A 15,224-nucleotide genomic window follows, 5' to 3' on the forward strand; every position below is an offset into this window, starting at 1 on the left:
GACGATAGGTCGTCCCCGCGCCGCCGAAAGCTCTGGCGGCCTACGAGTCCTTGCCGCTCTCGTAGGCGCTCTGGCGGGCCTCGTTCAGGTTGGCCTCGGCGCGGGCCTTCTCCGCCTCGGCCTCCTTCTTGGCCGCCTCCCGCTCGGACTCGGCCTTGTCCTGCTGGGCGCGGCCCTCGCTCTTGAGGCCCTCGTTCCCGGTGATGATGCCCGCGGCTTCCTTGGCTTTGCCCTTCACGTCCTCGACGACGCCCTCGACTGCCTCGCGCGGTCCACTGTCGTGCTTGGTCATGGCTACTCCTCCAACTCGGGTGTCAGCGGTCATTCGCCGCATACCCGGCCCCTCCGCCGCCAATCAGCAAGGGACACGACGGCGGCTGTGTCTCCCGTCACGCTTCCCGCCCAGCCAACCCTGTTCTCGCCGAACAACACTCGGCATCGACCTGTCGGCAAAGATCCAGTTTTCGCCGCCTGATCGGTGGTCTCGCTTGTCTACGGGCCTAGCCGAGCCGACGACGGTACGAACCAACGGGTTTCGACGTCACGCCGACGGACCCGCGAGCAACAGTCCCAGGGCCAGCAGCGTCATCACCACGGCGATGCCGGAATCCAGCACCCGCCAGGCGGCGGGACGGGCGAACAGCGGGCCGAGCAATCGCGCCCCGTAACCGAGGGCGGTGAACCAGACCACACTGCCGAGCATCGCGCCCGCGCCCAGGAACCAGCGGTCGGGGCTCGTGTAGGTATTGGCGAAGGAACCGAGCAGCACCACGGTGTCCAGGTAGACGTGCGGGTTCAGCCAGGTCAGCGCGAGCGCGGTGGCGATCGTGGCACCCAGCGCGACGGTCGCGCCGGTGGTTCCGGTGAGGAGCGCCGACGCCGCGAACGCCCGCCGGGCCGCGAGAACCGCGTAGCCGAGCAGGAACGCCGCGCCCGCGTACCGCACCACCGTGACCACTTCGGGCACCGATTGCACGACCACCCCGAATCCGCCGACGCCGGCGCCGATCAGCACGATGTCCGACAGCGCACACACGGCGACCACCGCGAACACGTGCTGTCCGCGCACCCCCTGGCGCAGCACAAAGGCGTTCTGCGCCCCGATGGCCACAATCAGCGACAGCCCGAACCCGAGCCCGGACAGGGCCGCCAGGGCGGCCGAGGAGACTTCCATAGCCCTCGACGCTAGGGACGGCATTATCTCCAGGCAAACTAAAGATTCTGCACTACCATTACGATTCCTTAACATGGATCTCCAGTTGGATCAGCTCCGCGCCTTGAACGCGGCGGTCACCGAGGGCACCTTCGATGCCGCGGCCAAGCGCCTGCGAATCACCCCGTCCGCGGTCAGCCAGCGCATCAAAGCGCTGGAGGACGCGGCGGGTCGCGTCCTGGTCCAGCGCACGAAACCGGTGTGCGCCACCGAATCCGGACTCGCCGTGCTGCGGCTGGCCAGACAGATCGAGCTGCTGACCGGCGACACCGCACACGAACTCGGGGACGCGGATCGCCCGGCCCGGCTGCCCATCGCGGTCAACGCCGATTCGCTGGAAACCTGGGTGCTGCCCGCGCTCGCCGCGGCGCCGGCCGGTATCAGTTTCGAAATTCACCGCGAGGACGAGGAGCACACCACCCGGCTGCTCCGCGACGGCACGGTCATGGCGGCGATCACCGCCACCTCCACACCGGTACAGGGCTGCAAGGTCGAACGGCTCGGCGCGATGCGCTATCGGCCGATGGCCGAACCGCGATTCGCGCGCACCTGGTTCGGCGACGGCGCGACCGCCAAGGCATATGCCGCGGCGCCGGTGGTGCTATTCGACCGCAAAGACGATCTGCAAGACCGTCACCTGCGCCGCCGCAGTCGTCAGCCACTCGATCCGCCGCGACATTACGTCCCGTCTTCGGCCGGATTCCTCGCCGCGGTTCGGCTCGGATTGGGCTGGGGAATGTTGCCGGACCTGCAAACTCACAATTTTCGGAGCACCGAACTGGTGGCCATCGACGGCGCCGCATTCATCGATGTCCCGCTGTACTGGCAGCAATGGCGGCTCGACTCACCGGCATTGAGCGCGGTCGCCTCGTCGATAGCCAGGACCGCCGCAGAATCACTGCGCTGAGTACCCGTATCGGATGGCCGTGCACTTGAACGTGCAGTCTCGCGCATTCGCGCGCAAGCGCTCCGAGCACTTCTGCGCCACAGTACTTTTCTCCTCGCCGAGTTCGATGCGATACGGTATTAGTATTCCGAGCAATTACTCGTGACTACGCGAAGGACGCACCCATGGCCAAGAAAGTCACCGTCACCCTGGTCGACGACTACGACGGCAAGTCGAAAGCGAATGAAACAGTTCAATTTTCGATCGATGGCGTGGCCTACGAGATCGATCTGTCCACCAAGAACGCGGGCAAGCTGCGCGTGACCCTGGAGCCGTGGACGGAAAAGGCGCGCAAGACCGGACGGGCGAAGCGGAAAGGCACCGGCAAAGCGACTTCCGCGACCGATCGCGAGCAAACAGCCGCGATCCGCGAATGGGCCAGGAAGAACGGACACAACGTATCGACCCGGGGCCGCATCCCGGCCGACATTGTCGCGGCATATAACAACGCGAACTAGCACAACCAGGTCGATTCGTCCCTCGGTCCGACATATTGCCAGTTCATGGCGGTCGCCGCGGACTTCGGGCAGGCGTTGTCCGGCGGCGGGACCGCGAGAGCGAGGGTGAGTTCGCCGGTAGAATTCCTGGTTCGGCTGCCGGAGTTCGACCGGCGCGAGCTCGGAGAGGACAGGGTGTGTGGCGATACGCGTGCGGAAGCTGACCGCTCGGTCGGCGATTCTGAGCGCGTTGCTCGGCGCGCATCCGGCCGAAGCGCCGGTGAGCTGGATCGTTTCGGTGGCCGAGGAACTCGGGCTGCAACAATCGGCCGTGCGGGTCGCGCTGACCCGAATGGTCGCCATGGGTGATCTGGAGCGCGCGAACGGCGTGTATCGGCTCTCCGACCGGCTGATCGACCGACAGCGCAGGCAGGACGCCGCGGTGAGTCCCGTGGTGAAACCCTGGGACGGCGAATGGTTTCTGGCGGTGGTAACCGCCGTCGGCGACGACGCGCCCGCCCGGACCGCGTTCCGGGACACGATGCGCTCGCGCAGGCTCGGCGAATTGCGCGAGGGCGTATGGACCCGGCCCGCGAACATCGAGATAGTTCTCGGGCCGGACGCCAGTCGGCGAGTTTCCGTGTTCACCGCCGCGCCGCAGGATTCACCGGCGCAACTCGCGGAAACCCTTTTCGCGCCCCACCTTTGGGCGCGCGACGCGGAGCGGCTGCTGGGCGAGTTCGCGAGTTCTTCCTCGATGCGGGAGCGGTTCGAGGTGGCCGCCGCCGCGGTGCGGCATATTCTCGACGACCCGCTCCTCCCCGATCCGCTGCTGCCCGCCGACTGGCCGGGGTTGCGGCTGCGCGCCGAATACGCGGCGTTCCGAACCGAATTCATGGGATTCGCCGAGCAACTGCTCGTCACGTCGGATGCGTAATCGCTATCGATGAACTGGGCCGGTCGGTTTCAGTTACCCGGCTTGGGTGTCGCGCGCTGAATGATCGCGGCCGTATCGATGCCTGTCGGCAGCGTGCCGAAAACGTCGCCGTGTTCGCCGCCGAGCCGGCTGACGGTGAACGCGTCGGCGACCGCCGGATGCCCGTAGCGAACCAGCAGCGACGCCTGAAGTACCTGCGCCATATCGCCGACGATCCGGCGCGCCCGATGCTGGATGGTGTCGAAGTCGCCGAATTGCTGTTCCAGCCGCGCGATCGCGGCATCGAGGTGCGAGTCGGCGCCCGTGGCGCGTTTGACTTCGTCGAAAAAGGCGCCGAGGGTTTCCGGCTGTTTGGCCATCGCGCGCAACGTGTCCAGCGCGGCGACATTGCCCGATCCCTCCCAGACCGACATCAACGGCGCCTCCCGATAGAGCCGCGGCATCCGCGATTCCTCGACATAACCGTTGCCGCCCAGGCATTCCAGCGCTTCGGCGGCATGGATCGGGCCGCGTTTGCATACGTGGTACTTGCTCACCGCCAACGAGATTCGGCGCAAGAGGTCGGCGCCGTCCTCGCCGGCCGTCGCCCGATCGGTGAGGTCGGCCAGCCACAGCGCCACCGTGGTCGCCGCCTCCGCCTCGATCGCCAAATCGGCCAGCACATTACGCATCAACGGCTGATCGGCCAGCGTCGCGCCGAACGCGCTGCGGTGCGCGGCATGATGGGCGGCCGCGGCGACGCCGGTGCGCATCGCGGTGGCGGTGCCGATGGTGCAATCCAGGCGGGTCAGGTTGACCATCTCGATGATGGTCGGCACGCCCCGGCCTTCGTCGCCGACCAGCCAGCCGACGGTGTTGTCGTATTCGACCTCGCTGCTGGCATTCGAGTGGTTGCCGAGTTTGTCCTTGAGCCGTTGCAGCGCAAAGGTATTGCGGGTCCCGTCGGGCAGCACGCGGGGAACGAAGAAACAGGAAAGCCCGCCGGGCGCCTGCGCGAGGACCAGGAATACGTCCGACATGGGCGCGGAGGTGAACCACTTGTGCCCGGTGATCCGATACGTTCCGTCGGACACCCTGGTCGCGGTCGTCGTATTGGCCCGAACATCGGAGCCGCCTTGCTTCTCCGTCATCGACATTCCGGCGATGAGTCCGCGCTTGGTCAGCGGCGCGCGTAGTACCGGGTCGTATTCCTTTGCACAGAGCAAGGATTCGTACTGCGCGGCAAGATCCGGGGCAACGCGCAGCGCGGGGACGACCGCGTAGGTCATCGAGATGGGGCAACCGTGCCCCGCATCGACCGGCCCCCACACACTCAATTTCGCGGCGCGGGTGAGGTGCGGATTCGGCCGGGTGTCCGCCCAGACCGCGGCGTGCAGGCCGAAGCCGACCGCATGGGTCATCAATCGGTGATAACTCGGGTCGTAGACGACCTCGTCGACCCGGTTGCCGTATCGATCGTGCGTCTTCAGCACGGGCGGATGGGCCTCGGCGAGGTCACCGAGCTCGATGGCTTCGGCGCTGCCCGCCAGCCTGCCGATCTCGTGCAACTCGTCCAGCGCGTGCTCGGCGCCCGCGCGGTGCAGCGCCTCGAGCAACACCGGCTGCTCGGCGGCGTCGTAGTCGACGAGCGGGGGAACTTGGTTCGTTACCGCATGGGTGGCCATAATTCAGTATTACAGTGGCTCGTCAATCGACACAAGTATGTAATATCAGTGCTAAGCATGCCCCGACGTCGCCAGGAAGCCCTCTTGTCAGATTTCGAGAATCATTCCGGCACCCGCCCCGCCGCGTGGTACGAGGGACTCACCGAGGCCCCGGACTCGCCGTGGGCCGACCGCACGCCGCCCCCGGCGGACATCAGCTACCGCACGCTGACCTACGAGGTCACCGACCGAATCGCGCGGATCACCTTCAACCGCCCCGAACACGGCAACGCGATCACCGCCGACACCCCGATCGAACTCGCGCACGCCGTGGAGCGCGCCGATCTCGATCCGCGGGTACACGTGATGGTGGTGTCCGGGCGGGGCAAGGGTTTCTGCGGCGGATACGACCTGTCGATCTTCGCCGAGAGCTCGTTCGAGCCCGCCGAAGGCGCGAGTTCGCCCACCGGCACGGTGCTGGATCCGGTGGTCCAGGCCCGCAATCACAATCCCTGGGGCACGTGGGATCCGATGGTCGACTACGCGATGATGAGCCGGTTCAACCGGGGCTTCGCCAGCCTGCTGCACGCCAACAAGCCGACAGTCGCCAAGCTGCACGGCTTCGCCGTCGCGGGCGGCACCGATATCGCGCTGTACGCCGATCAGATCATCTGCGCCGACGACACCAAGATCGGCTACCCGCCCACCCGGGTCTGGGGCATTCCGGCGGCGGGCATGTGGGCCCACCGGCTGGGTGATCAGCGCGCGAAGCGGTTGCTGTTCACCGGCGACTGCCTGTCCGGCAAGCAGGCCGAAGAATGGGGCCTCGCAGTGGAATCCACGCCCGCCGACGAGCTCGACGAGCGCACCGAGGCCCTGCTCGAACGCATCGCGCGGATGCCGATCAATCAGCTGGTCATGGCGAAACTGGCGCTCAACAGCGCGCTGCTGGCCCAGGGGGTGGCCAACTCGGGCATGATCAGCACCGTCTTCGACGGCATCTCCCGGCATACCCGCGAGGGCTACGCGTTCCAACTGCGTTCGGCGACAGCCGGTTTCCGCGAAGCGGTGCGGGAGCGCGATGAGCCGTACGGTGACTGGAAGCGAGCGCAGTTCGAGAAGTAGGTGCGGGCCGCGACGAGCGGATGGATCACCGCACGCCCTGGTTCGCCCGGAACGCGCCGGGCGTGTGTCCGAGCGTGCGCCGGTAGACCTCGATGAACGCGCTGGCGGTCGCCCAGCCGCACCGATGGGCGACGACGGTGACCGGTAACTGTTCGGCGAGCAGTTGCATGGCGTTGTGCAGGCGCAGCTGGGTGCGCCATCGCGGGTAGGTCATGCCGAGTTCCGTGCGGAACAGGCGGGTCAGCGTGCGTTCGCTCGCGCCGACCCGGCGGCCGAGCCCGGCCAGCGTCCATACCTCGGTGAGGTCGGATTCGACCAGCGCGCAAGCCTTTCGGAGACGTTCGTCGCGCGCCGCGGGCAACCGCAGGGGCTGTTCGGGGCTGCGGCGCAGTTGATCGAGCAGCACCTGACGCAGCAGCACGAGTTCGGTGTCGGGCAGGTCATGGGACGTGGAGCAGGTGATGATGAGCTCACGGACCAAGGGCAATGCCACGAGCACCGACGGCGTGGTCCAGTCGGGCGCCAGATCGGACGGGAAGCCGACCGTATGGAATCGCGTCGGACCGTAGAAATGGTGTTCGTGCCAGCTGCCCGCGGGGATCCAGATCGCCCGGTCCGCCGGGGCGATCCAGCTGCCCGCGTCGGTCCGGACCTCGGCCACCCCCGAACTCGGATACACCACCTGATGGTCGGCGTGTCGATGCCGGTGGATGCGCGCTCCCCCGGCCAGCGTCCGCACCACGGTGGAGTCCTGGCTGAAGACCGACATAATCAGGCAGTTTATCGAAAGCCTGCTGCCGCGTGCCGTCCCTAGGCTGCTGGATGGGTACTAGGCGGAGGAGTGTGATGGTGCGCGCGGGTGTCGAAGACGCGACAGCGGTGACCACGGACTCGGCGTGGAAACGCATGCGGCACTGGGTGATCGCGCACGCGGTCGATGATTTCTATCAGGGTCTGGTGCCCGCGAGCATTCCGTTCTTCGTGCTGGAGCGGCACTACAGCTACGTCGCCGCCTCGGGGCTCGCGCTGGCCGCGGCGCTGGGTAGTTCGCTACCGCAGCCGGCGCTCGGCCTGCTCGCCGACCGCTGGCGGCTGCTGTGGCTCGCGCCCGCGGGGGTGGCGCTCGCCGGGCTCGGTGCCGGATTGTCCGGGTTGGCACCGGCCTATCCCGTGGTGTGGGCCTTGCTGCTGCTGTCCGGGATCGGCGTCGCGGCGTTTCATCCGTCGGCGGGGCGGGACGCACGCCGGGACGCGGGGAACAGCGCGTCGGCGATGAGCCTGTTCGCGGCCGGCGGCAGCGTGGGGTTCTTCCTCGCTCCCGCGCTCGCGACGCCGGCGCTGGTCTCCTACGGCGTCGGAGCCACGGCGTTCTTCATCCCGCCCGCGGTGCTGATGGGCTTTCTGCTGTGGCGTTACCAGTTGCGGCAGACCATCGGGGTGCCCGCCGCGGCCAGGACCGCAGGTCGGGACCGGTGGATACCGTTCCTCGTGTTGACCGCCATTGCTGTTGTGCGCGCGATCATTTCGTTCGGTTTGAGCACCTTCATCGCGCTGTACTGGATCAATTCGCTGGGTGGTTCCCGGGCGCTCGGCGGTGCGGCTCTGACCGCCTTCATGGCCGGTGGTGTGGCGGGCACGCTGCTGGGCGGTCGCCTCGCCGACCGCATCGGAATGCTGCGGACCATCCACATCGGCAGCGCGGCCGCCATTCCCGCGCTTGCCGCGTTGCGGATCGTGCCGAGCCCGCAACTGGGTCTCGCGATGGCGGTGCTCACCGGCGTGACCGTGAATATTCCGTTCGCGGTTCTGGTCAAGCTGGGGCAGGACTACCTGCCGAAGCGCCCAGGCACCGCCGCGGGTGTCACGCTCGGTCTCGCGGTCAGCGCGGGTGGACTGTTCGTCCCGGTGCTCGGGATGATCGCCGATCATCAAGGGCCGCAGGCGGTCCTGACCACCCTGTGCTTCGTTCCCCTCGCCGCCCTCGGCCTCGCCCTGCTCCTCCCCCAGCCCGCCGACTGAGGGCCTCAGAAGTCGGTCACGCTTCCCTCGGCCCATCGCGGCAGCCGTTCCGCGACGAAGGCCGCGAGATCCCCTCCGCTGCTTTCGACTTCACGGATCTCGTCGAGATACCGGCGCATCGCCCGCTGCGCGGTCGCGGTCGAGCTCGTCTCCAGGAAGCCGGTGCGTTCGATATGCAGTCCCTGTTCGAGAGATTCGGAGCCGCCCGCGTAGACGGCACGTTTGAGCGCCGCGACAGCCACCGGCGATCTGCGGGCGAGCCGGGCGGCGGTGGTGCGCGCCTCGCCCAGCAGATCTGCCGGTGCGACGAGCCGGTGCACGAGGCCGATCTCGTGGGCTCGGGTGGGCGTGATCGGGGTGCCTTCGAGGCACAGCTCCAGCGCACGGGCCGCGCCGAGCACCCGCGTGAGCATCTGGGTGCCACCGCCGCCCGGGATGATCCCGACCAGGATCTCGGGTTGACCGATCTCGTACGGGCCGTCGGCCATCAACCGGATGTCGCAGGACAACGCCAACTCGCAACCGCCGCCGAGGGTGCGGCCGTTGAGGGCGGCGACGAATACCTTGTCCGAGTCGCGCATCCTGCGGCAGACCTCGTGGTAGCGGCGCAGGTCAGCGACGCCGCCCGCGCCGGCGTGAGCCAACGCCGCCTGCCCGCCGGGGATGCGATCGGCGGCACGACTCGTGTGCAGGGCCGCGGCGGCGGCGCGGCGGGTGAGGGTGACTGGGGAAGCCTCCGCGCCGGCGAGGATTTCGGCGACGTCATAGTGACTGACGAAGACATCCTCGACCGCGCTGGTGAGTATCACGGCGCGAGTGCGGGTGTCGCGTTCGAGCGCGGTGAGCAGATCCGCGAGAGCGGACATGATGTCGCTGGTGAGGAAGTTGTAGGGCGGGTTGTCCAGCCACGCGGTCAGGACTGCGCCGTCCGTTTCGGTACGGATGAAGCTCATGATTCCCCTTGTGCCGATGATGTTTTCGCCGTTGCGCCGGGGCGGAGGCCGAACCTGACCGCCGCCAGCACGATTCGCTGGTAGCCGACCGGGAACAGCCGCTGGAGCACATCCATGGCCACCGCGTCGGCGCCGATCCGCACTTTCGCCTTACCGCGCCGGATTCCGTCGGCGATCGCGACGGCGGCCCGCTCCGGCGAGGTTCGCGCGATCCGGTCGAACATCTCGACGTTCGCCGCCGCGGACCCGGCCCTGGCGACCCCGGTGCCCTCGAATCGGGTGGAACGCGCGATATTCGTCCGGATCCCACCGGGGTGGACGGCCATCACACGCACCGGCGACCCCGCGAGACGCAGTTCCATCCGCACCGACTCGGAGAACCCCCGAACCGCGAACTTAGTTGCGCTGTAGGCGGATTGACACGGCATTCCGAGCAACCCGAACACGCTCGACACATTGACGATGGTGCCGCCGCCCGCCCGTTCCAGAATCGGGTGGAACGCCCTGGTGCCGTGCACCACGCCCCAGAAGTTGATGTCGACGATCCAGCGCAGACTGTCCTCGCTGATCGTGACGCCGTCGCCGAGCACCGCGACGCCGGCGTTGTTCAGTACGATATCCGCCCTGCCCCAACGTCTTTCGATGTCGTCGGCAAAAGCGTAGACCGCGTCCTCGCTGCCGACGTCGACCCGATGCGTGCTGACCTCGACGCCGAGTGCGGCCACCCGGCCCGCCGTTTCCCGCAGGCCGGCTTCGTCGATGTCGCCCAGGGCCACGGTCGCACCGCGTCGGGCGAATTCGACGGCAGTTGCCGCCCCGATCCCCGACGCCGCGCCGGTCACCACCGCCACCTTGCCGTCCAACCGCCTGTCAGACATCTCGCAGCCTTCCGCTCGCCCCTACCGCGACTCACATTAGAGAACGGTTGCTCTCCCGCTTGGCACTTCGAGAAAGTCTGTGCGCGTGCACAATCGGATGCGGCTGCCGGGGGTCCGGTGCCTCTGGTTCGGTCGGCCCGAGGATCAGCAGGTGGAGACGAAGTCCACGGACGGCAGCAGCTCTCGCCACGTCCGCTCATCGATCTGTGCGGCAGCGGAGTCGCAGAGTTTGCCCGCGAACACGTCCGGGTCGGTGTACCAGAGAGCCGACAGTTCGTCGCCGATGCCGAGCAGGCGCGACTCGTCGCCGGGGTCGAAGCGCAGGAACCAGGTCCAGCCGACCTCCGCCGCGATCGGTTCACCGAGCGCCTGGATGTCGGACGGGTCGGCGATGTCCCACACGCGGGCGGTCTGGTCGTCACCACCCGAGGCGAGGCGGTGTCCGGAGCGATCCATCGCCAGGGTACGGACCGCCGCGGAGTGCGCGCGGATCGAAGCGAGGTCGCGAACCCGGGCCGGGTCGGTGACGTCCCAGGCGCGAATCATGCCGTGGTCGTCCGCGCCGAACAGGGTGCGACCGCCCGGAGTGAAGACGAGGCTGCGCACATTCGCGCCGCCGGCGTCGACGGAGGTCTGCACCGGCGCGGCCGGATCGGTGATGTCCCACAGGTGGATTCGGGAGTCGTCGTCGGCGGCCGCGATCAGCGGGCGGTCCGGGGCGAACACCGCACTCTCCAGTTCGCGAGCGGGTCCGGCCGGTAGTTGACCCAGCGCACGGGCGCGGTTGGGGTCGGCGATGTCCCACAGCCGGAGTGACCGGTGGTCGACGCCGGTGAGCAATCGTTTTCCGGCCGGGTCGATGGCGAGGGGCCCGCTCAGATCGGTCCCGGGGAGCGCGCCGATCGGCGCCGGGCGCGTGGGATCGGTCAGATCCCACAATCGCACCTCACCGCCGCCGGCGGTGACCAGCAGGGTGCCGTCCGGGCGCAGCACTACGTGCGCACCGTGCCGGTCGGGCGGGCCCGCCGTCACCTGGCCTACCGACCGGCTGTAGAACGGGTCGCCGGTGTCCCACACATTGACCTGGCCGTCGCGAAGTCCGCTGACCAGCAGCTTGCCCGCCTGGTCGAAGCCGACCGAGCTGAGCGCGCCCGCGAACACGATGGGCACGTTCACCCCCGCGTGACTCCATGTGCGAATCCACCCGTCCGAGCCCGCGGTCACCAGCTGGGTGTCGGACACGATCGCGAAGGACCGGGCCGAACCGCTGTTGCCGTGAATCTCGCGTCCGATCGCGGTGATTCGGTCGCGGCGGGTGGTGTTCAGTGCGCGCATGGTGCCGCCGGCGTCCGCGATCGAGAGCATCTTGCCGTTGCGCCAGAATTCCAGCTGTGTGATCGGCACGGGACGCGACTGTTGCCTGCCGATGAGCTGTGCCTGGCCCTGGTCATCGACGTTCCAGACCTGGACTACTCCGTCCGCGGTACCCGTTCCGAGTCGGCCGTCCGGGCCGAGGGCGAGGGCTTGCACCGCGCCCTCACTTTCGATCGGCGCGCCCAACGAAGTCGGGCGGTCGGCATCGTCCACCGCCCACAGACGCACCGTTCGGTCGCTCCCCGCGCCGGCCAGCACCGGGCGATCCGGAGCCACCGTCAGCACCTTTACCGCGCCGGTCTGGGTGGCGATGGGTGCCCCTCGACGGTGAATTGCGCGCGGGACAGTGGTATCGAGAAAGCTCAGTGTTCCATCGGCGCCGCCTGCGACGACCGTGCGACCGTCGGGCAGATAGGTGAGTGCGGTGACGGGCGTGCCGTTGACGAATTCACCGAACGCCCTGGCCTGCTTCGGATCGCGGACATCCCAGAGGCGCACGGTGCCGTCGTCGCCCGCGCTGGCGAGCACGCTGTTGTCCGGGCTGAACGCCACCGATTCGACGTTGTGGCGGTGACCGGTGAGGCCGGGGCCCGCGGGGGTGATCGCGCGCGCATCCGCGACGTCCCACAACCGGATGAGACCGTCGCTGCCCGCACTGGCCAGGAGCTTTCGGTCCGAGCTCAGGGCGAGGTCGCGCACGAGTCCCTTGTGCGCCACCGTGGAGGCGATGTCCAGCGGCAGCACCTGGGTCGCCAGCAGCCGCGCTCGCGCCATCGGGTCGTCCGGGCTCAGTCGATACGCGGCCAGCGCGAGTTGGGTGGCGAGGCCGGGATCGACGTTCTGCACCCGCTGCGACTGCTCGATGATCTGGCCGAGCACCACGCCCTTGTGTTCCTGTGCGACGGAAACACGTTGCACCACAATCACTCCCGACAGCACCACCGCCAGCGCCACGAGCACCGCGACCGTGGACCAGAGCACCTGCCTGCGCACGGTGTGCCGGTGCTGCCGGGCCAGCGACGCGGCGACGAATTCGCGGGCCAGTAGGTTCGGCGACTCGGTGCGGCGCATCCAGGACGCCGCGTCCTCGAGTCGAGTCCTGGAGTAGAGCAACGACACCGGGCGGTCCTGGCGTGCCCACTCGCGGGCGTCGGCTTCGATGCGCTGGCGGGCGGGCGCGAATTCCTTTTCCTCGGCCAGCCAGCCGGCCATCCTCGGCCAGCCCGACAGCAGCAGATCATGGACCAACTCGACCTCGCCGTTGCGCTGCACCACTATTCGCGCTCGAGTCAGGCGCGCGATGACGGCCCGGGTGGTGTCCGGGTCGGCGGATTCCTCGATGAGCTGCTCTACCGGCATGCGGTTGCGCACGACCGTGGTCGGGCCGATGATCGTCAGCGTGATCAGCACGTGGCGGGCGGCGTCGCGCTGGCGGTCGGTGAGCCGGGACCAGAACGATTCCGCGCCCACCGCACAGGCTTTCGCCATTCCGCCCGCCTCGCGGTAGGCCTCCAGGCTCAGGGTCCGGCCGCGACGGTTGGCCCAGGTCGCGGCCAAGGCGAAGGACAGCAGCGGGAGGCGCACCGAGCTGTGCGCGTCGATGGTGTCGAGGTCTTGGAGCAGGGTGTCGATCAGGGTGTCCTCGACGCGCAGGCCGGTGGCGGCCGCGGGACGGACGATCGCCTCCCGAAGTTCCTGCGGCGTCATGGGATCGAGCAGCATCGCGTGATCGCGGAGCACCATCGTCAACAGCGGGTAACGCAGGAGTTCCGGGAGGTGAGCGGTGTCGAACGCGAGGACGACGGTGGTGGGCGCGTCGGCGTCCGCGGCGGCGAGGGAGGCCAGTGCGGTCAGGAACTGTTGGCGCAGTGCTTCGTTCGCGCAGCGGGTGAACAGTTCCTCGCCGCGGTCGACGATCAGCAGGCAGTGCCCGCCCGGGCGGGCCCCGAGGGCGGACTCCAGCGCGGCCATCGGGTCGTCACCCGGGGTCATCGAGATCGGGGTTCTCGCGCCCGGCGCGGCCTGTAGCCCGGCCGCGAGCAGTGAGGACTTTCCGACGGCCGAAGGGCCGAGCAGCACGGCCATTGCCGGAGCGTCGCCCGTCTCGACATTCGAAATCAGCTCGAGGAGTTGATGTTTCGCGCTGTCGCGGCCGAAGAACAGATCGCTGTCCTCGACTCGGTATTCCCACAGGCCGCGGTAGGGCTCGCGGCCGATGTCGATGCTCGGCGGCTCGACCTTGGCAGCCTTCCAATCCTCGTGCCAGCGAACCAGATCCAACAGGGAGGGGTCGATGTGCGGGTTGTCGGCGGCCTGGCGGCGGGCCTCGGCGATCAGGACCTCCAGTACCGGGCGGACCGCGACGAAGGTGGCCGGCGTGCGGTTCCCGCGCCGCCAGTCGCTGATCCGTTGCGCGGTGACCTTGCCCGCGCCGTCCGGGATGCGCGCGTTGGCGGCCCGGACCACCGACTTCGCCGGCGGGGTTCCGGCGGCGGCGAACAGTTCGCCGAACCGGACGGCGAAGTTACGACGGCCTTCGTCCATCAGCTGCCTACCGCCACGGGGAGGTCGGCATGGCGGCTGCGCGAACCGGCGGGACGGACAATCGCATGGTCTCCGGGGTGTCGGGTGTGGTGGACATTGTCGTGCCGGGCTGACGATGCGCCGTGTTTGCGCGCGGGCCAGACCGGATCGAATCGCCACGGTTTAGAACACTGGCGACTATCTAATATCAGCAGTTCAAGGGTATCAGTCAGCATCATCAACTCCAGTTTGCGACGCAATTGCCATAGCAGGGTGACGGGCACCGGGAAGTGCGCGTCACCCTGCTGTACGGGCTACGTCAGACCCATCAGGATGGCGTTCTGCACCGCGGGGAGTAACCCCAGCGACGCCACCAGCGTCATGCCGACGCCGATACCGAGCCGCCGGTGCCGGTTCCACCAGCCGATCGGGCCGACGTGGGTCCGGTCGTGGCAGCGGGTGATGGTTTCGGCGTCGGTGGCGTTCTGTTCGTAGTAGCCGAAGCCGACCGGTGCCGAGCTGATGTCGAGCAGTCCGCCGAGCGGATCGGCGGTGCTGCCGGAGAACCTGGTATCGAACATGATCGAACCTCCCGAGTCTGTCGCCGGCTCAGCGGATGGTGTCGGTCCAGGGCCTCATCAGGGCGTCGTAGACCTCCCTGGTGAACGTGCCGCGACCGACCAGGTCACCGAGGGTCGCCGCGGTGACCGCACGGTTGACCACGACGAGCGCGCCGATCGAGGTGAGCGACTTCAGCAGGCCACCCAGATCATCGGCGCCCGGTCCGGTGGTCGGTGACACCGCTTGTCCGGCAATGGTTCCCGCGATCTGGATGTGGCGGGAGCGGCCGAACTCCTTGGCCGTCTCGGCCGCGATCTGTGCCGGTTGCGAGTCCTCCGAGGAGGCGCCGAGGCCGGCGAACAATGCGGACAGGCCGGCGCCGGCAGACAGGGTGGACAACCCGTCTTGCAGGCCGTTACCGGCCGCGGTGTTGAGTCGTTCGCGCTCGTCCGGGGTGAGTTGTGCTGCGCGTTCGACGATTTCGGCGACGTCGCGCCACTGCGGGCCGTACAGGTACTCCAGGTGCAGGGTCGGGTAGTCGGGGTTCAGTTCGGTGTCGACGTTGGTCGGATCGGACATCATGATGAGCTCCTTTGTATTGTGTTGCTGGACAGT

At 68.2% G+C, this 15,224-nt stretch carries 14 protein-coding genes; 5 read left to right on the plus strand and 9 right to left on the minus strand.

What is annotated here, in order from left to right; genetic code table 11:
* Positions 1-40: 40 nt before the first annotated feature.
* Complete coding sequence (locus ACFQ9K_RS41770; RefSeq protein WP_378721294.1) at positions 41-292, minus strand: CsbD family protein; 252 nt, start codon at positions 290-292, stop codon at positions 41-43.
* A 249-nt stretch (positions 293-541) separates the two neighbouring features.
* The gene (locus tag ACFQ9K_RS41775; RefSeq protein WP_378721263.1) at positions 542-1,174 is read right to left on the minus strand and encodes a LysE/ArgO family amino acid transporter; all 633 of its coding nucleotides are present in this window, start codon (positions 1,172-1,174) and stop codon (positions 542-544) included.
* A gap of 73 nt (positions 1,175-1,247) precedes the next feature.
* On the opposite strand from ACFQ9K_RS41775, the gene ACFQ9K_RS41780 reads away from it, so the two are divergent.
* The 3 genes from ACFQ9K_RS41780 to ACFQ9K_RS41790 all read left to right on the plus strand — a co-directional run bounded on the left by ACFQ9K_RS41780 (position 1,248) and on the right by ACFQ9K_RS41790 (position 3,533).
* Positions 1,248-2,120 carry a LysR family transcriptional regulator ArgP gene (locus ACFQ9K_RS41780; protein ID WP_378721265.1) on the plus strand — a complete coding sequence of 291 codons (873 nt, stop codon included), beginning with the start codon at positions 1,248-1,250 and terminating at the stop codon, positions 2,118-2,120.
* 164 nt (positions 2,121-2,284) lie between these two features.
* Complete coding sequence (locus ACFQ9K_RS41785; RefSeq protein ID WP_378721267.1) at positions 2,285-2,617, plus strand: Lsr2 family protein; 333 nt, start codon at positions 2,285-2,287, stop codon at positions 2,615-2,617.
* 178 nt (positions 2,618-2,795) lie between these two features.
* Positions 2,796-3,533, plus strand: coding sequence for a PaaX family transcriptional regulator C-terminal domain-containing protein (locus tag ACFQ9K_RS41790; protein ID WP_378721269.1), 738 nt, complete (start codon positions 2,796-2,798; stop codon positions 3,531-3,533).
* Positions 3,534-3,562: 29 nt separating this feature from the next.
* On the opposite strand, the gene ACFQ9K_RS41795 is transcribed toward ACFQ9K_RS41790, so the two are convergent.
* The gene (locus tag ACFQ9K_RS41795; protein WP_378721295.1) at positions 3,563-5,200 is read right to left on the minus strand and encodes an acyl-CoA dehydrogenase family protein; all 1,638 of its coding nucleotides are present in this window, start codon (positions 5,198-5,200) and stop codon (positions 3,563-3,565) included.
* Positions 5,201-5,254: 54 nt separating this feature from the next.
* Between ACFQ9K_RS41795 and ACFQ9K_RS41800 the strand changes: the two genes are divergently transcribed.
* Positions 5,255-6,301, plus strand: a complete 1,047-nt coding sequence (locus ACFQ9K_RS41800; protein WP_378721270.1) for a crotonase/enoyl-CoA hydratase family protein — start codon at positions 5,255-5,257, stop codon at positions 6,299-6,301.
* Between the two features lie 25 nt (positions 6,302-6,326).
* On the opposite strand, the gene ACFQ9K_RS41805 is transcribed toward ACFQ9K_RS41800, so the two are convergent.
* Positions 6,327-7,070 carry an AraC family transcriptional regulator gene (locus ACFQ9K_RS41805; protein WP_378721272.1) on the minus strand — a complete coding sequence of 248 codons (744 nt, stop codon included), beginning with the start codon at positions 7,068-7,070 and terminating at the stop codon, positions 6,327-6,329.
* Positions 7,071-7,147: 77 nt separating this feature from the next.
* Between ACFQ9K_RS41805 and ACFQ9K_RS41810 the strand changes: the two genes are divergently transcribed.
* Complete coding sequence (locus ACFQ9K_RS41810) at positions 7,148-8,320, plus strand: MFS transporter (RefSeq protein ID WP_378721273.1); 1,173 nt, start codon at positions 7,148-7,150, stop codon at positions 8,318-8,320.
* Positions 8,321-8,325: 5 nt separating this feature from the next.
* Here ACFQ9K_RS41810 and ACFQ9K_RS41815 read toward each other — a convergent pair whose 3' ends face one another.
* The 5 genes from ACFQ9K_RS41815 to ACFQ9K_RS41835 form a co-directional block, all read right to left on the minus strand.
* Positions 8,326-9,273 (minus strand): enoyl-CoA hydratase/isomerase family protein, encoded by a 948-nt coding sequence (locus tag ACFQ9K_RS41815; RefSeq protein ID WP_378721274.1) that lies wholly within the window; start codon positions 9,271-9,273, stop codon positions 8,326-8,328.
* Positions 9,270-10,151: an SDR family NAD(P)-dependent oxidoreductase gene (locus tag ACFQ9K_RS41820; RefSeq protein ID WP_378721275.1), complete on the minus strand. Its 882-nt coding sequence runs from the start codon at positions 10,149-10,151 to the stop codon at positions 9,270-9,272. Before ACFQ9K_RS41820 ends, ACFQ9K_RS41815 begins: the two co-directional genes overlap by 4 nt.
* 144 nt (positions 10,152-10,295) lie before the next feature.
* A complete protein-coding gene (locus ACFQ9K_RS41825) occupies positions 10,296-14,069 on the minus strand; it encodes a hypothetical protein (protein WP_378721276.1) in 3,774 nt (1,257 codons plus the stop codon).
* Positions 14,070-14,362: 293 nt separating this feature from the next.
* A complete protein-coding gene (locus ACFQ9K_RS41830) occupies positions 14,363-14,629 on the minus strand; it encodes a hypothetical protein (RefSeq protein ID WP_378721277.1) in 267 nt (88 codons plus the stop codon).
* 28 nt (positions 14,630-14,657) lie between these two features.
* A complete protein-coding gene (locus tag ACFQ9K_RS41835; RefSeq protein WP_378721278.1) occupies positions 14,658-15,191 on the minus strand; it encodes a hypothetical protein in 534 nt (177 codons plus the stop codon).
* Positions 15,192-15,224: the final 33 nt, after the last annotated feature.

Origin of the sequence: Nocardia sp. NPDC056564, assembly GCF_042793755.1 — a bacterium.
In the GTDB taxonomy this organism is placed as follows: domain Bacteria; phylum Actinomycetota; class Actinomycetes; order Mycobacteriales; family Mycobacteriaceae; genus Nocardia.